The sequence below is a fragment of the Pseudomonas sp. B22129 genome (assembly GCF_044218875.1).
Taxonomy (GTDB): domain Bacteria; phylum Pseudomonadota; class Gammaproteobacteria; order Pseudomonadales; family Pseudomonadaceae; genus Aquipseudomonas.
The window spans coordinates 1,711,333-1,729,827 of sequence record NZ_CP162592.1 but is presented as its reverse complement, the minus strand read 5'-3'; the positions used below and the strand labels follow the sequence as shown (position 1 = coordinate 1,729,827).

Genomic DNA, 18,495 nt, shown 5'->3' with positions numbered 1-18,495 from the left:
AGCACCATTGATTCCAAGGTTCGAGAAGGCCTTGAGACGCTGTACAAAGAGGGGATTCAGGAAGGGCTTGCGGGGGTTGAGCCCGACTTGAAAGCAACATACCTTGCCCGGCGTTGCGCCGGGCAAGGCTTTAAGCAGTTACTTGAATGCGTACGAGTAGCTGACGATTACACGGTTTTCGTCTTGATCGCGCGCGGAAGCAACATCGTTGCGCCACATAGCGTTTTTCCAGGCGACACCAAGATTTTTCAGTGGGCCTTCTGGAATCACGTAAGCAACGGTGATGTCACGTTCCCACTCGGACTGACCGGTGAACTCGGCACGAGCGGCGTTGACGGTGTCGATGTTTGTACCCTTGAGGTACACAACACCAGCAGTCAGGCCAGGAACGCCAACTTTGGCGAAGTCGAATGCGTAGCGAGCTTGCCAGGTACGTTCGCCAGCGCGGGCAAACTTGGCGATCTGCATGTCAGTGGTGATGTAAGCAGACGAACCGTCGCCCTGGTTCAACCAAGGGAAGTCACTGCTGCCATTGCTGACCTGGTAACCACCACCAAAGGTGTGACCGGCAACGGTGTACAGGAACAGGCCGCTATACAGGTTGTTGTCGACCTTGCCACGACCCGAAGCGAAACCGTTGTAGTTGCCCGAAGAGTAGTAAGCAGATTCGTGGCTGTTTTTACCGTCATCAGAGCTGTTGAAGTAACGCAGATCGGATTTCAGAACGCCCGGGCCAATAGCCCAGTTGTGGGTCAGACCCAGGAAGTGCTGCTTGTAGAAGTCTTCCAGGTTGCCGTAGTAGTACTGGGCAGTCAGGTCCTTGGTGATCTTGTAGTCACCACCGGCGAAGTAGAACTTGTTGCTGTCACGCCAGTTGACGCCACGGCTGTTGGCACCCGCGATCGACAGGTTGTCGACGTTGCTGGAGTTACGGCCCTTGGCCTTTTCAATCTGGCCGGCAACCAGTGTCAAGTCCTTGATATCGTTGGACGTGATCTGGCCACCCTGGAAGGTTTGCGGCAGCAGGCGGCCATCGTTGGACACGATAACCGGCAGCTTAGGCATCAGCGTACCCAGCTTCAGTTCGGTCTGAGAGATCTTGGCTTTAGCCGTCAGGCCCAGGCTCGAGAAGTTATCAACGGCTTCGCCATTGGACTTGCTCGGAAACACGGTGCCGCCGTAGGAAGAAGCAGTAGCGCCGTTGGTGCCGCCACCGGAGTCCAGGCGAACGCCCAACAGGCCGATAGCATCAAGACCGAAGCCTACGGTGCCTTGGGTGAAACCGGAGATGAAGCGCAGATCGAAGCCTTGGCCCCATTCTTCGTTCTTGCTCTGAACACCGGCGCGCTTGTTGGCTGCAGTGCCAGCGGCCGAGTCACGGTTGTCGGTATTGATGTAAAAGTTACGCAGACCCAGTGTTACTTTGCTGTCATCGATGAAACCGGCAGCGCCTGCTTGCTGAGCGATTGCGCCCAGGGTCACAGCCAACGCCAATGTTGACTTCTTCATGTACCGCTCCTCTCATTTCTAATTTTTGTATTTCTAAGGTCTCGGGTCTGACGCCCTCGATCCACAGATGCGCGATTAGCGCCGGATAGTGACTACCAAGTCAATCGTAACTTTGTGTGTCTACTACCTTCGTCTAACCGCAGTTGATTTGGTCCCTGCAGGGTAATGAGTTTTTCATACACCCAAAAAGAATGTTTTCATTCTTTTTCATACGATTCAGGCATAAGGGTTGTTATAAAACGAGCCCGTCAGCGTAGACCAGCCGCTCCATAAGCTAATGCCAAAATGGTATTTACCAGCGCTTTTTTAGATCGATTAGTGTGGCCGTACTGTTGCATACGTCACCCACGATCAAAAAGGCGACGCCATCATGGCCAAACGCACATCCTCCCGTCAATTTGTTACAGTTTTTGTGTCACTAATACTTTCTTTTGGTGTCCAAGCGGCCGACTTAACCATCGGCTACCAAACCGGTATCGATCCCAGCAAAGTCCCCCAGGCCGACGGCCTCTACGAAAAAGCCATTGGCGAAAAGATCGCCTGGCGCCGCTTCAACAGCGGGCCGGAAGTCGTCACGGCCATCGCGTCCGGCGACGTGCAAATCGGCAATCTGGGCTCCAGCCCCCTTGCAGCAGCGGCTTCACGCAACCTACCCATTGTGGCGTTTATCGTATCGGCGCAGATCAATGCTTCTGAAGCCCTGGTGGTGCGCAACGGCAGCGGCATCGACAAACCGCAGGACCTGGTGGGCAAAACCATCGCCACGCCTTTCGTCTCAACCTCTCATTACAGCCTGCTCGGCGCGCTCAAGCACTGGGGGCTGGACACCAAACAAGTCAAAGTGGTGAACCTGCAACCCGCCGAAATTGCTGCCGCGTGGAAACGTGGCGATATAGACGGTGCATTTGTGTGGTCGCCAGCCCTCGGAGAGATCCGTAAAACCGGAAAAACCCTGACAGACGCGGCCCAGGTGGGTCAGTGGGGCGCGCCGACCTTTGAGGTGTGGGTAGCACGCAAGGATTTTGCGGAAAAACATCCTGACGTAGTGGCCAGGTTTGCCAAGGTCACCCTCGACTCCTTCGCCGACTACGCCGCCCATAAAGACGGTTGGACGGTAGATTCCGAGCCGGTGCAAAAAATCGCAAAATTGACAGGATCAAATGCGACCGACATTCCTGAACTATTGGCCGGCACTACTTTTCCCGACGCCAAGGCACAGCAAACCGAGGCGCTGCTCAAAGGCGGTACGGCGAAGGCGATTGGGGAAACGGCGAAGTTCTTGAAGGAACAAGGGAAGGTTGAAACGGTGCTGCCGGACTATTCGGCCTTCGTGACCGACAGATTCATTAAGGATTGAACACAGTCCAATGTGGGAGCGGCGGTGCGACGATTCGACTTGCCCGCGAATGCGGTGGGTCAGTTAAAGATGTATTGACTGGCACTCCGCTTTCGCGAGCAAGCTCGCTCCCACATTTTGACCTGCTTCGTTTTCAAAATATGGCTTATAGCGCCTTCTCGAAAATCTTCGAATTACGCTGATAGTTGTACAGCGACGCCCGCGCCGACGGCAGGCGGTCCACGCTGCTCGGTTCAAAACCGCGCTCGCGGAACCAGTGAGCCGTACGGGTCGTCAGCACGAACAACGTCTTCAACCCCTGCGCGCGAGCGCGGGTTTCGATGCGCTCCAACAACTCATCACCGCGCCCGCCATGGCGGTATTCCGGGTTCACTGCCAGGCACGCCAGCTCACCCGCATCCGAGTCGGCGATCTGATACAACGCCGCACAGGCGATGATCATGCCTTCACGTTCGACCACGCTGAATTGCTCGATCTCACGCTCCAGCACCTCCCGCGAACGCCGCACCAGAATGCCCTGCTCTTCCAGCGGGCTGATCAGGTCGAGCAAACCGCCGACGTCTTCAATCGCCGCTTCGCGCACCAGTTCGAATTGCTCCTGGGCCACCAGCGTACCGCCACCGTCCCGGGTGAACAGCTCGGTGAGCAAGGCGCCGTCTTCGGCGTAGCTGACGATATGGCTGCGCCCTACCCCACCACGGCAAGCCTCGGCGGCAGCATCGAGCAGTTCGGCCTGGTAGTTGCTGCCCAGGCGCTGCAAGTGCGCGGGTACTTGTTGCGGGCGCAATTCGCGCACCAGACGACCGTGTTCATCGATCAGGCCGAGGTCGGCACCAAACAACAGCAGTTTGTCGGCACCCAGGTCGATGGCCGCGCGGGTCGCGACGTCTTCGCAAGCCAGGTTGAAGATTTCACCGGTCGGCGAATAGCCCAGCGGCGACAGCAGCACGATGGAGCGCTCGTCGAGCAGGCGGTTAATGCCCTTGCGGTCAACGCGGCGCACCTCGCCGGTGTGGTGATAGTCCACGCCTTCGAGCACGCCGATCGGCCGCGCGGTCACCAGGTTGCCGCTGGCCACACGCAGGCGCGAGCCCTGCATCGGTGAGGACGCCATGTCCATCGACAGGCGCGCTTCAATGGCGATACGCAAGTGGCCAACCGCGTCGATCACACACTCCAGCGTCGCGGCATCGGTGATGCGCAAGCCTTCGTGGTAAGCCGGGGTCAGGCCGCGTGCTTCAAGGCGGGTTTCGATCTGTGGCCGCGAACCGTGAACCAGCACCAGCCGCACGCCGAGGCTGTGCAGCAGCACCAGGTCGTGGACGATATTGCCGAAGTTCGGGTGTTCCACACCGTCGCCGGGCAGCATGACCACAAAGGTGCAGTCCCGGTGAGCATTGATGTAGGGCGAAGCGTGACGAAGCCAATTAACGTATTCGGGCATAAAACCTGGGCCTGTAATAAAAAGCAGCCGAAAAAGGATGAATCGTGAAAGCGCACAACGGGCTGATGGTTATCGTCGGAACAGGCTTGGCGACACGCTCGCTCTCCTTCTATGTACGAATGGGCAGGGGTTAATTTATGCAGGTTTCAGGCAGTAGTGCTCGATCAGTTCACGCAATAGACGCACTGTAGGCGCCAAGCGTGACATTTCAAGGTACTCGCCCGGCTGATGGGCGCAGGCGATGTCGCCAGGGCCCAATACCAGGGTTTCGCAACCAAGGCGCTGAAGATAAGGCGCTTCAGTGCCAAACGCCACTGCTTCGGCACGATGACCGGTCAAACGTTCCGCAACTAGCACCAGCTCGGCGTCTTCGGGCTGTTCGAACGGCGGCACTTCGGGGAACAGCGGCGCGTAATCAATCCTCACTTTATGCCGTTCGGCCAGGGGCTCGAGCTTCTGGCGAATGGCGTCGCGCAGTACCTGCGGGTCCATGCCCGGCAGCGGGCGCAGGTCGAACTCCAGGGAACACTGGCCGCAGATACGGTTGGGGTTATCGCCGCCATGGATGCAGCCGAAGTTCATGGTCGGCTGCGGCACGCTGAATTGCGGGTTGCGGTATTCGCGCTGCCAGGCCAGGCGCAGGCCGCGCAGCTCGCCGATAGCATCGTGCATGGCTTCGAGGGCACTGTGCCCCAGGCTTGGATCCGACGAATGGCCGCTTTGGCCGAGAATGTCGATGCGCTCCATCATCACGCCTTTGTGCAGGCGAATCGGCTTCAGGCCGGTCGGCTCACCAATCACCGCAGCGCGGCCCAATGGGCGACCTGCCTCGGCGAGCGCGCGCGCGCCGGACATCGAGCTTTCTTCATCGCAAGTGGCAAGAATCAGCAAGGGCTGCTTGAACGGTTGATCCAGCAGCGGCAATACCGCCTCAATCGCCAGGGCGAAAAAACCTTTCATGTCACAGCTGCCCAATCCTACCCAGCGGCCGTCGACTTCCGTCAACTTGAGCGGATCGGTCTTCCACAACGCGGCGTCATACGGAACGGTATCGCTATGGCCCGCCAGCACCAGCCCGCCGGGGCCGCTGCCGAAACTCGCCAGCAAGTTGAATTTGCCGGGGCTGACTTGCTGAATGTCGATGGCAAAACCCAAATCACCCAGCCAACTGGCGAGCAGATCGATCACCGGGCGGTTGGTCTGGTCGAGAGACGCTTGGGTGCAACTGACCGAAGGCGCGGCAATCAGCGCGGCGAACTGCTCTTTCATGGACGGTAACGGCATGCGCGGTCTCTCAACTTCCCGGATGAGCCCCACTATAGAGCCATCTGCACGACACAATAAACCGTTGCGGCACGTTGCCGGGCTCAGTCCTGTACACTGCACGACCTTGGCAGCCACTCTTTTCCCCGGCTGCACTCCCGATCCTGGATGTTCCGGCCATGCAAAAAGAAACCGAAATCAAGCTCCGCGTCAGCCGCGAGACCCTCGCCGCGCTGCGTGAGCACCCGCTCCTGAAAAAACGCAACAAAAGTGGCTGGGAACGCCGTGAGTTGATGAACCAGTATTTCGACACCCCCGAGCGCGACCTGGCCCAGGCCAAAGTTGCCCTGCGCCTGCGCAAGGACGGTGACGACATCATCCAGACCCTCAAGACCCGTGGCCAAAGCGTCGCCGGCTTGTCGGAACGCAACGAATACAACTGGGACCTGCCCAAAGCCAAGCTCGACGTGAAGAAACTCGACGGCGAATGCTGGCCCGAGCAACTGGCCGAACTGGACAAAAAGACCCTGAAGCCGATTTTCACCACCGACTTCGTGCGTGAACGCGCCGAAATCGCCTGGGGCCGTGGCAAAGCCAAAGTGGTCATCGAAGCCGCGCTGGACCTGGGCCATGTGGTGGTCGGCAAGCAGAAAGAAGAAATCTGCGAGCTGGAACTGGAACTGCGCGAAGGCGAACCGGCGGCTCTGCTGGAACTGGCTGCCGAACTGGCCGCGACCCTCGCGCTGATGCCGTGCGATATCAGCAAGGCCGAGCGCGGCTACCGCCTGTATGACGCCAGCAGCTACTCGCTGAGCCTGCCGGCACCGCAGATTCACGCCGAAATGCCGCTGGACGACGCCTTCGCCGCGATCATGTGGCACCTGCTCGGCAGCAGCCAGCGCCTGGCCGAACAGTACCGGTTCAATGGCCACTGGCGCCTGCTGCAGGACTGGGTCGACAACCTCGGCGAATTGCGCGCCCTGATCGGCAGCCTCGGCCAGGCCGCACCGCGTCAATCCACCAGCGAACTGCGCAGCGCTCTGGATGCCCTGCTGGAAGACTGGCGCCCGCTGGTGCAGGCCGGTGATGACGATGAAGACATCCGCAAAGCGGCGCCGGAGCAGTTCATCGAAGAATTGGACGACGTGCGTTGGGGCCTGTTCTCACTGAACGCTTCGCGTTGGTTGTTGGCCCGCAGCTGGACTGCCGAGCGCAATGTGCGCGGCAACCGCCAGGGCGCCGCCCAGATCACCAACTGGCTGCCACGCCTGCTGGCCGACGATGCCGTCGCCTTGCAACTGCCGCGCTACCAGCAACAGCCGGAAGATCTGGCTGAGCAACTGCCGCGCATTGAGCGCATTCAGGCTTGGCTGCACCATGCCCGCCACGTCGTGGACATTGCGGAGATGGACCGTTTGTACGGCGAGCTGAACAAGTTGGCGCAATTGGCCAACCAACTGATCACCGATGAGTCGCTGGATGCGCGCATGCATCAGGCGATTGCGGTGTACCAGAACCGCGCGTGGAAGACTTTGCTGCGTCTGTAAGGACGCTATCGCGGCGGTGCGACGATTCGACAAGCCCGCTCCCACTTTGACCGAGTTCCAACTCTGGAATGCAGTCAAATGTGGGGGCCGGGCTTGTCGAATCGTCGCACCGCCGCGATGAGGCCATCCCTGTCAGCGCAACACCGGCAGGCTGGTGGTGGACTTGATCTCCGACAAGGCCACAATCGAGTTCACTTCCTGAATCCCCGGCACCATCGACAACTTCTCAAAGAAAAACCGCTCGTACGCCTCGATATCCGAAGTCACGATACGCAGCAAAAAGTCCACCGCGCCCATCAGCACATAACATTCCAGCACTTCCGGAAAACCGCGAATCGCGTCGGTGAACTCGGTGAAGTTGGAACGCCCGTGGGCGTTGAGTTTCACCTCGGCGAAAATCTGCGTGTTGAGGCCGATCTTTTTGCGATCCAGCAAGGTGACCTGCCCGCGGATCACACCCTCCTCCTTGAGCCGCTGGATACGCCGCCAGCAGGGCGACTGTGACAGGCCAACCTGCTCTGCGATCTGTGCGCTGGAGAGCGAAGCGTCTTCCTGCAACAAGGCCAGGATTCGGCGATCATAAGTGTCCAACTCGCCGTGCATAGAATTACCTTTTAGAGTGATTATCTTGAATTGATTTTCTAAATTACTGGCCAGTTAACGTCAATTCAGAAAAGAAATCTCCCATGCAAGATGTAAAAATTTCTCCAGTCAAATCTGGAGAGCCCGCATGCACGCCGTCGAAACCACCTTGCCCGTCACCCGCGTCGATGCGTGGGCCGTCACCAGCGCCCATTGCCAGGCGCATTACCGGATCGTCGCCGAAGCGGAGCCGGACGTGCTGTGCCGGGTGCTCAACTTTTTCGCATTGCAGTTTTTGACGCCACAGCAGGTCAGTGTGATGCGCGACGATGACCTGCTGACCATCGAAATCGTGATGGCCGGCCTGAGCTGGCATCGCGCCCAAGTGATCGGTGAAAAGATTCGAAACCTGATCAGCGTCTGCTCGCTGGACCTGTGGCCGGCTGAATCTGCGCGGCCTGAGCCGGTGATGGCGGCCTCTCGGTAAAAGCCTGCAATACACGCCGGGAGGAAGAATCTGAAGGGCTGGCTAGCTTGGGGTTACGCCCTATTTTTTCCCGGAAAACAGTCATGTCCGCCGCCTTGAAAGATCATCCATTGAACCTGCAGCAATTGCTGCCCACGCTCGTCACGCAAGGGCTGATTCCGGCAGGTGTGGCGCAAAGGTTATCGGCGGCTCCCTCCACTCAACATCCTCTGGAATGCATTGCGGCTGAAGGTGTTTGCCTGGAAACGCTGACTCAATGGCTCGCCCGGCATGCGGGGCAACCTTATTTGCGGATCGACCCTTTGAAGATCGACGTGGCGACGGTTGTGCCCCTTATGTCCCACGCGTTCGCACATCGCCACGCCATCCTGGCGGTCGCCGTGGATTCACAGACCGTCACCATCGCCAGTGCGCAGCCCTACGTCACAGGCTGGGAGGCGGGCCTGGCGCAGGTGCTCAAGCGCTCTATCAAACGGGTCGTCGCCAACCCACTGGACATCCGGCGCTGTATCGATGAGTTCTACCGGCTGGCCAAGTCAGTCAGCGGCGCAGACCAGAAGGGTGCCGCGCCCGGCCATTCCGATCTGCTCAACCTCGGCTCCGGCGACAAGGAGCCGGATGCCGATGACGCTCACATCATCAACATCGTTGATTGGTTGCTGCAGTACGCCTTCGACCAACGGGCCAGCGATATCCATATCGAACCCTGTCGCGATCAAGGCCGAGTGCGTTTTCGCATCGACGGGCTGCTGCACGATGTCTACCAGTTTCCGCCTCAGGTTACGCTGGCAGTGGTCAGCCGCCTGAAAAGCCTCGGCCGCATGAACGTGGCGGAAAAACGCAAACCCCAGGACGGCCGGGTGAAGACCAAAAGCCCTGCGGGCGCCGAAGTGGAGCTACGCCTTTCAACCCTGCCGACGGCGTTTGGCGAGAAACTGGTGATGCGGATTTTCGACCCGCAGGTGCTGCTCAAGGATTTCGAGCAGCTTGGTTTGTCCCCCGACGACCAGCAACGCTGGCAAGCCATGACCCGTCAGGCCAACGGCATCATTCTTGTCACCGGCCCTACCGGCTCCGGCAAAACCAGCACCCTTTACACCACGCTCAAGCAACTGGCGACCCGGGAGGTGAACCTGTGCACAGTCGAAGACCCCATCGAAATGGTCGAGCCTGCGTTCAACCAGATGCAAGTGCAGCACAACATCGACCTGACCTTCGCAAGCGGCATCCGCGCATTGCTGCGCCAGGACCCGGACATCATCATGATCGGCGAGATCCGCGACCAGCAAACCGCAGAAATGGCGATCCAGGCCGCGCTGACCGGGCACCTGGTGCTGTCGACCTTGCACACAAACGACGCCCCCGGGGCGATCAGCCGCTTGCAGGAGTTTGGGATTGCTCATTATTTGATCAAAGCTACGCTGATAGGGGTGATGGCTCAGCGCTTGGTACGCCTGTTGTGCCCCCACTGCAAACGTGCAACGGGTGAGCACGTGAACGTGTACGAAGCCGCTGGCTGTATTGAATGTCGCGACAGTGGCTACCGAGGCCGCGCAGGGCTCTACGAAATCATGGTGATGGACGAGGCGCTCAAGGCTCTGATCATTCCCGGCACAGATATCCAGCCGCTGCGTCGGGCTGCGCTGAATCAAGGCATGTGCAGCCTGAGAATGGCCGGTATGCACAAAGTGAACGCCGGGCTGACGACCCTGACAGAGGTATTACGGATGACTCCCGGGGATTCAGAAACAAATCCTTTGATTGTTGGGCCATGAAACCGTTCTTATCGGTGACCAGGCCGCTACAATCGGCCGAACGTCGTTTCACTGACATCATCAGATAGGGAATCGCAATGCAGATCGGAACCGTACTGCTTCTTTTCGTGGGCTTGGCCGTGGCCATCCTGTTCATGGGCTTCAAGGTGGTGCCGCAGGGCTACCAGTGGACTGTCGAGCGTTTCGGCCGCTACACCAACACCCTCAAGCCCGGCCTCAATATCATCATTCCGGTCATGGACCGCATCGGTCGCAAGATCAACGTGATGGAAAGCGTTCTGGATATTCCGCCCCAGGAAGTGATCACCGCCGACAACGCGACCGTGCAGATCGACGCCGTGTGCTTTTTCCAGGTGGTCAACACGGCCCAGGCGGCCTATGAGGTGAACAACCTCGAGCACGCCATCCGCAACCTGCTGCAAACCAATATTCGTACCGTGCTGGGCTCGATGGAGCTGGATGCCATGTTGAGCCAGCGCGACGGCATCAATGAAAAACTGTTGAAGACCGTGGATGAAGCCACGGCGCCGTGGGGCATCAAGATCACCCGTATCGAGATCAAGGACATCAGCCCGCCCGCCGACCTGATGGCGGCCATGTCCGGCCAGATGAAGGCCGAGCGGATCAAGCGTGCACAAATCCTTGAAGCCGAAGGCCTGCGGGCGTCGGCAATCCTGACCGCCGAAGGCAAGAAGCAGGCACAGATTCTTGAAGCCGAAGGCAGCCGTCAGGCGGCTTTCCTCGAATCGGAAGCCCGTGAGCGTCAAGCTGAAGCAGAAGCGCGCGCCACGCAGGTGGTTTCCGAGGCGATTGCGTCGGGTAACGTACAGGCGGTGAATTACTTCGTCGCACAAAAATACATTGATGCCCTGGGCAAGCTGGCGTCGGCCAACAACAGCAAAGTCATCCTGATGCCGCTGGAAGCCAGCCAGGTGATTGGTGCCGTCGGCGGGATCGGTGAGATCGTCAAGGCAACCTTCGACAGCAAGAAAGGCTGAGGCAGTCGCCATGTGGGAATTCCTGCAGCATCTGTCGTTCTGGGACTGGCTGGCACTGGGTACGGTGCTGCTGATTCTTGAGGTATTTGGCGCCGGTGGTTATCTGTTGTGGATGGGGATCGCCGCAGCCGCCGTGGGCGTCATCAAGTTTCTGGTACCCCCGCTCGGGCTGGAATGGCAACTGCTGCTGTTCGCGGTGTTGTCGATCCTGACGGCGGTGTACTGGTGGAAGCGCCAGCGCAGCAGCGCGAAGGTCAGCGACCAGCCCGGGCTGAACATGCGTGGCTCAGAGCTGATCGGGCGCACCTTTGTGGTGCATCAGGCCATTGTCGAAGGTCGAGGGAAAATAAAGGTCGGTGATGGCGTATGGATGGTGACCGGCCCGGAGAGCCCCGTAGGCGCTCAAGTGCGGGTAATTGGGCAAAACGGGGTGATTTTGCAGGTTGAAACTGTTTAGTCAGGATTGAACTCGATTGGGGTAACTACAATCATAAAGTACAGATAACCCACCCGGAGTCACCCATCATGCGTCTCAAATATGCTGTCGCAACCCTCGCTGTGCTTTCCCTACCTGTCGGTTCAGCCATGGCCGACAGCTTCTGGCGCAATGTCATCTCGTCGGGCGCCACTACCGGCTCGACGTACCTGACTTTCAAGGACCATAAGCTTGTGGTCGCCGCACAAGACGACGCCGGCAGCTTTGTTGCCAGCGACGGCGGCATCCGCGGCCCTTACCTGGAAGCTGCCATGCAGAAAGTCCGCGCCGACAACCCTGGCCTGCAAGCCACGGACATGGAGCTGGCCAACGCAATCCTCGCGAAAAATGCTGTTGCTGAATAACAACAGCATGAAAAGCCGCTTTTACAGCGGCTTTTTTACGCCTTTCCTACAACCCTCGTCGACATTCGCTTGATCAATTTCCCGCTTTATCCAGCCGTTTGCGGATAAGTCCTGTCGAGCACCCCAAGTACCAGGCCACAAGCTAAAGATTCCTTTTTCATAAAGCGAATCAGCCCTCATGCAAAAGCTTGCATACACGCTGTTCCTCTCGGCCTTCACCATTTCCAGTGCCCAGGCAGAAGGCTGGTACGGGTCGGCGAAACTCAACAGCGCTCGCCAAAATCTGTCCAGCGCCTTGCTGACCAGCCCTCGTGTCACCCAGCAAGTGGAGGCTCCTGACAGCAGCAAAACCTTCACGGGTTCATTTGCCTTGGGGTACGCCTTTACCGATGGCTGGCGCCTGGAGGGTGAATACACCACGCGCAGCAGCTCGACGTTCGACTCTCGCTGGGCACCCTTCAATGCCAACGTCAATCGCCTTGAAGTCGACAGCCAGCGCTTGATGCTCAACGGTTACAAAAATATCCCGATCAACGATTGGTTGTCGTTTTACGGCATGGCCGGGCTGGGCGTAGCGAAAATTGATGCCGAGGGTTATCAGGGCAATCCTGCTCGCCAGTTCGCCGGCAATACCCAGTACAACTTCGCCTACAGCGTTGGCTTGGGGCTGGATGCCAAAGTCAGCGAGAAACTCACACTGGGGACCGGCTGGCGCTATGTGGACATGGGCAAAGTCGAAACCGGCTATAACACTTTCGCCAACCGGATAAACGCCCGTGACGAGCAGCTCAAAGGCAAACTCAAGGAGCAGAACGTATTTCTTGAAGCACGCCTTGCCTTCTGACACACCGCAAACAGTGCCGCTGATAAAGCGGCATTTTTTTGCCAGCAACACGACGATTCGTTCACGCATGACAGGCTATATTCAGTCGAACCGTGCAACCATGCGGTACTGATACATTTAACACTCATCGCCTATCTGAAACGGATGCCTTCGTCGTCATGAGCCAACTGCCCTTTCTGCCGTTTTCCAAACCTACCATTGATGAGGCCACCATCTCGGCGGTCGGCGATGTATTGCGCTCGGGCTGGATCACCAGCGGGCCGAAAGTGCAGGCATTTGAAGCACAGTTGTCGGAGTACTTTGGCGGCCGTCCGGTGCGTACCTTCAACTCCGGCACCTGCACCATGGAGATCGCACTGCGCATCGCCGGTATCGGGCCTGGCGATGAAGTCATCACCACGCCGATTTCCTGGGTCGCCACGGCCAACGTAATTCTGGAAGTGGGCGCCACTCCGGTGTTTGCCGATATCGACCCTGTCACCCGCAATATCGACCTGGCCCAGGTGGAAGCTGCCATCACGCCACGCACCAAGGCGATCATCCCGGTTTACCTGGCAGGCCTGCCTCTGGATATGCCGATGCTGTACGCACTGGCCAACAAGTACAACCTGCGCATCGTCGAGGACGCCGCCCAGGCACTGGGCTCCAGCTGGGACGGCGAGCGCATTGGCGCTACCGGTGACTTCGTGTCGTTCAGCTTCCAGGCCAACAAGAACATTACATCGTCCGAGGGCGGTTGCCTGGTGTTGAACAACGCCGAAGAAGCACGCCTGGCCGAAAAATATCGCCTGCAGGGCGTTACCCGCACCGGTTTCGACGGGCTGGATGTGGATGTGTTGGGCGGCAAGTTCAACATGACCGATATCGCCGCAGCCATAGGTTTGGGCCAGTTCGCTCATATCGAGAAGATCACCGCACACCGTCAGAACCTGGCACGCCACTACTTCAAATGCTTCGGCAGTGACTTTGAAGAGCAATACGGTGCACAACTACCACCGGCGGACTTCGAAAACAGCAACTGGCACCTGTTCCAGCTGGTGCTGCCGGAGCGTCAGGATGGTCTGCAGGCTCGCGCCACGTTCATGGAGCAGATGCAAGCCCACGGCGTGGGCATTGGCTATCACTACCCCCCAATCCACCTGCTGAGCCTGTATAAGGCGCAAGGGTTCAAGGAAGGCATGTTCCCGGTGGCGGAGAAAGTTGGGCGTTTGATCGTGTCTTTGCCGATGTTCACGGCGATGACGGAGGCCGATGTGGAGCGGTCGGTAGCAGCCGTAAAAGCCGTGCTGAAACCGGAGTAAACCCCAATCAATTGTGGGAGCTGGCTTGCCTGCTCCCACATTGGTTTGTGCTGTTTCAGCTATCTGCGCTTATTCGCCGATGGCGGCTTTGTAGCCGGCGGCATCCAGCAGTTTTTCCAGGTCAGCCGGGTTGCTTGGCTTGAGCTTGAAGATCCAGGCGCCGTACGGGTCGGAGTTCAACAGCTCAGGCTCGCCGCTCAGGGCCTCGTTCACCGCGATCACTTCGCCAGCAATCGGCGAGTAGATATCCGACGCAGCTTTCACCGACTCAACCACACCCGCCTGATCGGCAGCAGCAAACACGTTACCGACTTCAGTCAACTCAACAAACACCACATCACCCAAGGCTTCCTGGGCATGGTCGGAGATACCGACGGTCACGGTGCCGTCAGCTTCCAGACGGGCCCATTCGTGACTCTCGGCAAAACGCAGGTCGGCAGGGATATCGCTCATAGTCTGTGTCCTCAAGAAAAAATGTCAGCGGCCTTTGGCCTGCCGGAAATAGGTTAGATCAACGTTTTGCCATGGCGCACGAAGGTCGGTTTGACCACTCGAACCGGGTACCACTTGCCGCGAATTTCCACTTCGGCCCGATCGGCGGTGGCCGTCGGTACGCGTGCCAGGGCAATGGATTTGCTCAGCGTAGGAGAGAAACTACCACTGGTGATCTCCCCTTCGCCAACATTGGCGATACGAACCACCTGGTGAGCGCGTAAAACCCCACGTTCCTCCAGTACCAGCCCGACCAGTTTGAACTGCACACCCGCGGCTTTTTCCGCTTCCAGCGCGGTGCGGCCGATGAAATTGCGCTCTGCGGGCTCCCAGGCAATGCTCCAGGCCATATTGGCCGCGAGCGGCGAAACATCCTGATGGATGTCCTGGCCATAGAGGTTCATGCCGGCTTCGAGACGCAAGGTATCGCGGGCACCGAGGCCGATAGGTGAAATACCGGCACCCACCAGGTCGTTGAAAAAGCCCGGCGCCTGATCGGCAGGCAGCACGATTTCCAGGCCGTCTTCACCGGTGTAACCCGTGCGGGCGATAAACCAGTCGCCGTCGGCCTGGCCCTCGAAGGGCTTGAGCTGATGGATCAGGGTGCCGCGCGATTGCGTGACCAGTTCGGCGATTTTTTGCCGGGCGTGGGGGCCCTGAATGGCAAGCATGGCCAACTCGGGCCGCTCATGCAGCTGCACCGAGTAACTGCCGAGTTGCGCCTGCATCCAAGCCATATCCTGGTCACGGGTAGAGGCGTTAACCACCAACCGGTAACCGCTTTCTGTGCGGTAGACGATCATGTCGTCCACCACGCCGCCCTGCTCGTTGAGCATGGCGCTGTAAAGCGCACGGCCGCAGCCGTGCAAACGATCCACATCATTGGCCAGCAGGTGCTGGAGCCATTCCTTGGCCTGAAGGCCTGTGACATCGATCACGGTCATATGGGATACATCAAACACCCCGCAGTCGCGTCGCACCTGATGGTGCTCTTCAACTTGCGAGCCGTAGTGCAGAGGCATATCCCAACCGCCAAAATCGACCATTTTCGCGCCTAGGGCGAGATGCAGGTCATACAGAGGCGTACGCTGTCCCATGGGTTTCTCCTTCCGGGCTTGGCGAAGGTGCGCGGAGCTGCTGTTCGCGCTCAAGCCTTGAATTACAAGGCTTGCAGCCACGTTTAGCGACCCGCTCCGAAAGACGAAGCGCACCGAATGCCGCGCATTGTAGCCGCAAGCCGTAGGACTGGCACCTAACCGATTTGCCGTGCAGAGCGCCGGATCAGGCCGATCACCGGCAGCAGGCCGACCAGCACGAGGGTCAGAGCCGGCAACGAGGCCCGCGCCCATTCACCCTCACTGGTCATTTCGAAGATGCGTACCGCCAGGGTGTCCCAGCCAAACGGGCGCATCAGCAGGGTTGCGGGCATTTCCTTGAGCACATCAACGAACACCAGCAACGCCGCGCTCAGCGTTCCGGGCAACAATAGTGGCAGATACACTTTGCAAAACAGTCGCGGCCCGCTCACCCCGAGGCTGCGCGCCGCTTCCGGTAATGAAGGCCGGATTCGCGCCAGGCTGTTTTCCAACGGCCCGTAGGCGACCGCCAGAAAACGCACCAGATAGGCCAGCACCAACGCCGACAAGCTGCCCAGCAACAGTGGCTTGCCCGCGCCTCCCAGCCAGCCCGACAGAGGCACCACCAGTTCACGGTCCAGATAGCTGAACGCCAACATGATCGACACCGCCAACACCGAGCCCGGTAGCGCGTAGCCCACATTGGCCAGGCTGATACCGGAGCGGATTACCCGGGTCGGGGCCAAGCGATTGGCAAAGGCCAATATCAGCGCCACGCTGACCGTGATCAGCGCCGCAATGCCGCCCAGGTAGAGGGTATGGACGATCAGGCCTGAATAACGCTCATCCCAGTCGAAACGACCTCGCTGCCAGAACCACGCGACCAGTTGCAACATTGGAATGACAAAGGCGCAGGCGAACACCAAGCCACACCAACTACTGGCTGCCGCTGCTTTAAACCCACGTAAGTGATACAGCGCTTTGCCCCGTGGACGCTCGTTGCTCGGCCGGCTGGCTCCCCGGGCGCGTCGTTCGCCGTACAGCACCAGCATCACCACCAGCAGCAACAGGCTGGCCAACTGCGCCGCACTCGACAAGCTGAAAAAACCGTACCAGGTCTTGTAGATCGCGGTGGTAAAGGTGTCGAAGTTGAACACCGAGACCGCGCCGAAATCTGCCAGCGTCTCCATCAAGGCCAAGGCCACCCCGGCGCCAATCGCAGGCCGTGCCATCGGCAGCGCCACGCGCCAGAACGCTTGCCAGGGCGATTGACCCAGCACGCGAGCCGCCTCCATCAAGCCTTTGCCTTGGGCCAGAAACGCAGTGCGCGCCAGCAAGTAAACGTAGGGATAGAACACCAACACCAACACGATGATCACGCCGCTGGTGGAGCGCACACGCGGCAAGCGCAACCCCGTGCCGAACCATTCACGCAGCAGGGTTTGCGCGGGGCCGGAGAAGTCCAGCAAGCCGACAAATACAAAGGCCAGTACGTAGGCCGGGATGGCGAAGGGCAGCATCAGTGCCCAATCGAGCCAGCGCCTGCCGGGGAATTCGCAGAGGCTGGTAAGCCAGGCCAGGCTGACGCCCAACACGGTCACACCCACGCCAACGCCCAGCACCAAGGTCAGGGTGTTCCCCAGCAAGCGCGGCATCTGGGTTTCCCAGAGGTGGGACCAGATTTGTGCATCAATGCTTTGCCACGACAGCAACAGCACGCTCAGCGGCAGCAGCACCAGGGCGGCGACGGTGAACACCGGCAGGTACCAGCGGCGTTGGGCGGGGTGGGCCAAGGGAGTGTTCTCGTGAAAGGTTATCTTGAAGTCACCACAAACCAATGTGGGAGCTGGCTTGTCGGGTCGCCGCACCGCTGCGATGCAGACACCTCGGAGTATCAGTGATACTCAGGTGATGCTATCGCAGGCAAGCCAGCTCCCACACAAGCCAGTTCACATATTTGGAACTGTGGCGTTTTCAGTTCCAGCCAGCGCGATCCATCAACCGAATCGCCTCAGCCTGGCGCTTGCCCGCCACTTCCACCGGCAAGGTATCGGCCACGAACTTGCCCCAAGTCGCCACTTCCGCCGACGGTGGAACCGCCGGGTTGGCCGGGAATTCCTGGTTCACATCGGCAAAGATCTTCTGCGCCTCAGGCGTGGTCATCCACTCCACCAGGGCCTTGGCGGCTTGCGGGTGCGGCGCGTTTTTGGTCAGGCCGATGCCCGAAAGGTTCACGTGCACACCACGGTCGCCCTGGTTCGGCCAGAACAGCTTCACTGCCAGGTCCGGCTTCTGCTTGTGCAGGCGGCCGTAGTAGTACGTGTTGACGATGCCCACGTCGCACTGCCCGGCGTTGATGGCTTCAAGCACGGCCACGTCATCGGAGAACACGTCAGTGGACAGGTTGTTGACCCAACCCTTGACGATTTCTTCGGTCTTGGCCGCGCCATGGGTTTCGATCAGGGTGGCGGTCAACGACTGGTTGTAGACCTTTTTCGCCGTGCGCAGGCACAGGCGGCCTTCCCACTGCTTGTCGGCCAGGGCTTCATAGGTGGTCAGGTCGCCCGGTTTTACCCGCGCGGTGGAATAGGCGATGGTTCGTGCGCGCAGGCTCAGGCCCGTCCAGGCGTGCTTTGAGGAGCGGTATTGCAGGGGAATGTTCTTGTCGATCACGTCAGAGGTGAACGGTTGCAGGATGCCCATCTGCTCAGCCTGCCAGAGGTTGCCGGCGTCGACGGTCAGCAACAGGTCGGCAGTAGCATTTTCGCCCTCGGCCTTGATGCGTTGCATCAGCGGGGCTTCCTTGTCGGTGATGAACTTCACCTGCACGCCGGTCTTTTGAGTGTAGGCGTCGAACACCGGCTTGATCAGTTCGTCGATGCGCGAGGAGTAGACCACCACTTCGTCGGCTGCCTGTGCGGTGGTGCTGCCGATGAGGGTGAGTGCCAGGGCAGTCAGAAGGCGCTTGGGTGCCGACATG

At 59.2% G+C, this 18,495-nt stretch carries 17 protein-coding genes; 9 read left to right on the top strand and 8 right to left on the bottom strand.

The features are described from left to right. Positions 1-138: 138 nt before the first annotated feature. Complete coding sequence (locus tag AB4P94_RS07820; RefSeq protein WP_395610076.1) at positions 139-1,509, bottom strand: OprD family porin; 1,371 nt, start codon at positions 1,507-1,509, stop codon at positions 139-141. Between the two features lie 370 nt (positions 1,510-1,879). Here AB4P94_RS07820 and tauA point away from each other — a divergent pair, with 370 nt between their 5' ends. Next, positions 1,880-2,866 carry a taurine ABC transporter substrate-binding protein gene (gene tauA / locus AB4P94_RS07815; RefSeq protein ID WP_395610075.1) on the top strand — a complete coding sequence of 329 codons (987 nt, stop codon included), beginning with the start codon at positions 1,880-1,882 and terminating at the stop codon, positions 2,864-2,866. 145 nt (positions 2,867-3,011) lie between these two features. Here the strand turns inward: tauA and argA are convergent, their stop codons facing one another. Further along, positions 3,012-4,310 carry an amino-acid N-acetyltransferase gene (argA, locus tag AB4P94_RS07810; protein WP_395610074.1) on the bottom strand — a complete coding sequence of 433 codons (1,299 nt, stop codon included), beginning with the start codon at positions 4,308-4,310 and terminating at the stop codon, positions 3,012-3,014. A 135-nt stretch (positions 4,311-4,445) separates the two neighbouring features. Beyond that, a complete protein-coding gene (argE, locus tag AB4P94_RS07805) occupies positions 4,446-5,594 on the bottom strand; it encodes an acetylornithine deacetylase (protein ID WP_395610073.1) in 1,149 nt (382 codons plus the stop codon). Positions 5,595-5,752: 158 nt separating this feature from the next. Between argE and AB4P94_RS07800 the strand changes: the two genes are divergently transcribed. Next, on the top strand, positions 5,753-7,120 hold the full coding sequence (locus AB4P94_RS07800; protein WP_395610072.1) for an inorganic triphosphatase: 1,368 nt from the start codon (positions 5,753-5,755) through the stop codon (positions 7,118-7,120). Between the two features lie 132 nt (positions 7,121-7,252). Here AB4P94_RS07800 and AB4P94_RS07795 read toward each other — a convergent pair whose 3' ends face one another. Further along, positions 7,253-7,723: an Lrp/AsnC family transcriptional regulator gene (locus tag AB4P94_RS07795; protein WP_395610071.1), complete on the bottom strand. Its 471-nt coding sequence runs from the start codon at positions 7,721-7,723 to the stop codon at positions 7,253-7,255. Between the two features lie 127 nt (positions 7,724-7,850). Here AB4P94_RS07795 and AB4P94_RS07790 point away from each other — a divergent pair, with 127 nt between their 5' ends. The 7 genes from AB4P94_RS07790 to AB4P94_RS07760 all read left to right on the top strand — a co-directional run bounded on the left by AB4P94_RS07790 (position 7,851) and on the right by AB4P94_RS07760 (position 13,947). Further along, on the top strand, positions 7,851-8,189 hold the full coding sequence (locus tag AB4P94_RS07790) for a hypothetical protein (RefSeq protein ID WP_395610070.1): 339 nt from the start codon (positions 7,851-7,853) through the stop codon (positions 8,187-8,189). Positions 8,190-8,272: 83 nt separating this feature from the next. Next, positions 8,273-9,964 (top strand): GspE/PulE family protein, encoded by a 1,692-nt coding sequence (locus AB4P94_RS07785; protein ID WP_395610069.1) that lies wholly within the window; start codon positions 8,273-8,275, stop codon positions 9,962-9,964. A 77-nt stretch (positions 9,965-10,041) separates the two neighbouring features. Then, positions 10,042-10,962, top strand: a complete 921-nt coding sequence (locus tag AB4P94_RS07780; protein ID WP_065902324.1) for an SPFH domain-containing protein — start codon at positions 10,042-10,044, stop codon at positions 10,960-10,962. Between the two features lie 10 nt (positions 10,963-10,972). Continuing rightward, a complete protein-coding gene (locus tag AB4P94_RS07775; protein ID WP_395610068.1) occupies positions 10,973-11,419 on the top strand; it encodes an NfeD family protein in 447 nt (148 codons plus the stop codon). Positions 11,420-11,487: 68 nt separating this feature from the next. Beyond that, positions 11,488-11,802, top strand: coding sequence for a DUF2388 domain-containing protein (locus AB4P94_RS07770; protein ID WP_021492636.1), 315 nt, complete (start codon positions 11,488-11,490; stop codon positions 11,800-11,802). A gap of 178 nt (positions 11,803-11,980) precedes the next feature. Then, entirely contained in the window at positions 11,981-12,646 is a 666-nt protein-coding gene (locus tag AB4P94_RS07765) for an outer membrane protein (RefSeq protein WP_395610067.1), read from the top strand. A 158-nt stretch (positions 12,647-12,804) separates the two neighbouring features. Further along, on the top strand, positions 12,805-13,947 hold the full coding sequence (locus AB4P94_RS07760; RefSeq protein ID WP_395610066.1) for a DegT/DnrJ/EryC1/StrS family aminotransferase: 1,143 nt from the start codon (positions 12,805-12,807) through the stop codon (positions 13,945-13,947). 69 nt (positions 13,948-14,016) lie between these two features. Here AB4P94_RS07760 and gcvH read toward each other — a convergent pair whose 3' ends face one another. The 4 genes from gcvH to AB4P94_RS07740 form a co-directional block, all read right to left on the bottom strand. Next, positions 14,017-14,400 (bottom strand): glycine cleavage system protein GcvH, encoded by a 384-nt coding sequence (gene gcvH, locus AB4P94_RS07755; RefSeq protein WP_178919960.1) that lies wholly within the window; start codon positions 14,398-14,400, stop codon positions 14,017-14,019. Between the two features lie 53 nt (positions 14,401-14,453). Next, positions 14,454-15,536: a glycine cleavage system aminomethyltransferase GcvT gene (gene gcvT / locus AB4P94_RS07750; protein ID WP_395610065.1), complete on the bottom strand. Its 1,083-nt coding sequence runs from the start codon at positions 15,534-15,536 to the stop codon at positions 14,454-14,456. A gap of 155 nt (positions 15,537-15,691) precedes the next feature. After that, entirely contained in the window at positions 15,692-17,308 is a 1,617-nt protein-coding gene (locus AB4P94_RS07745; RefSeq protein ID WP_395610064.1) for an ABC transporter permease, read from the bottom strand. 181 nt (positions 17,309-17,489) lie between these two features. After that, the gene (locus AB4P94_RS07740; protein WP_395610063.1) at positions 17,490-18,494 is read right to left on the bottom strand and encodes an extracellular solute-binding protein; all 1,005 of its coding nucleotides are present in this window, start codon (positions 18,492-18,494) and stop codon (positions 17,490-17,492) included. Position 18,495 lies beyond the last annotated feature (1 nt).

Excerpts from the sequence above, each read along its gene's own strand:
- AB4P94_RS07820 (WP_395610076.1), bottom strand. The coding sequence starts at position 1,509 with ATGAAGAAGTCAACATTGGCGTTGGCTGTGACCCTGGGCGCAATCGCT.
- tauA (WP_395610075.1), top strand. The coding sequence starts at position 1,880 with ATGGCCAAACGCACATCCTCCCGTCAATTTGTTACAGTTTTTGTGTCA.
- argA (WP_395610074.1), bottom strand. The coding sequence starts at position 4,310 with ATGCCCGAATACGTTAATTGGCTTCGTCACGCTTCGCCCTACATCAAT.
- argE (WP_395610073.1), bottom strand. The coding sequence starts at position 5,594 with ATGCCGTTACCGTCCATGAAAGAGCAGTTCGCCGCGCTGATTGCCGCG.
- AB4P94_RS07800 (WP_395610072.1), top strand. The coding sequence starts at position 5,753 with ATGCAAAAAGAAACCGAAATCAAGCTCCGCGTCAGCCGCGAGACCCTC.
- AB4P94_RS07795 (WP_395610071.1), bottom strand. The coding sequence starts at position 7,723 with ATGCACGGCGAGTTGGACACTTATGATCGCCGAATCCTGGCCTTGTTG.
- AB4P94_RS07790 (WP_395610070.1), top strand. The coding sequence starts at position 7,851 with ATGCACGCCGTCGAAACCACCTTGCCCGTCACCCGCGTCGATGCGTGG.
- AB4P94_RS07785 (WP_395610069.1), top strand. The coding sequence starts at position 8,273 with ATGTCCGCCGCCTTGAAAGATCATCCATTGAACCTGCAGCAATTGCTG.
- AB4P94_RS07780 (WP_065902324.1), top strand. The coding sequence starts at position 10,042 with ATGCAGATCGGAACCGTACTGCTTCTTTTCGTGGGCTTGGCCGTGGCC.
- AB4P94_RS07775 (WP_395610068.1), top strand. The coding sequence starts at position 10,973 with ATGTGGGAATTCCTGCAGCATCTGTCGTTCTGGGACTGGCTGGCACTG.
- AB4P94_RS07770 (WP_021492636.1), top strand. The coding sequence starts at position 11,488 with ATGCGTCTCAAATATGCTGTCGCAACCCTCGCTGTGCTTTCCCTACCT.
- AB4P94_RS07765 (WP_395610067.1), top strand. The coding sequence starts at position 11,981 with ATGCAAAAGCTTGCATACACGCTGTTCCTCTCGGCCTTCACCATTTCC.
- AB4P94_RS07760 (WP_395610066.1), top strand. The coding sequence starts at position 12,805 with ATGAGCCAACTGCCCTTTCTGCCGTTTTCCAAACCTACCATTGATGAG.
- gcvH (WP_178919960.1), bottom strand. The coding sequence starts at position 14,400 with ATGAGCGATATCCCTGCCGACCTGCGTTTTGCCGAGAGTCACGAATGG.
- gcvT (WP_395610065.1), bottom strand. The coding sequence starts at position 15,536 with ATGGGACAGCGTACGCCTCTGTATGACCTGCATCTCGCCCTAGGCGCG.
- AB4P94_RS07740 (WP_395610063.1), bottom strand. The coding sequence starts at position 18,494 with ATGTCGGCACCCAAGCGCCTTCTGACTGCCCTGGCACTCACCCTCATC.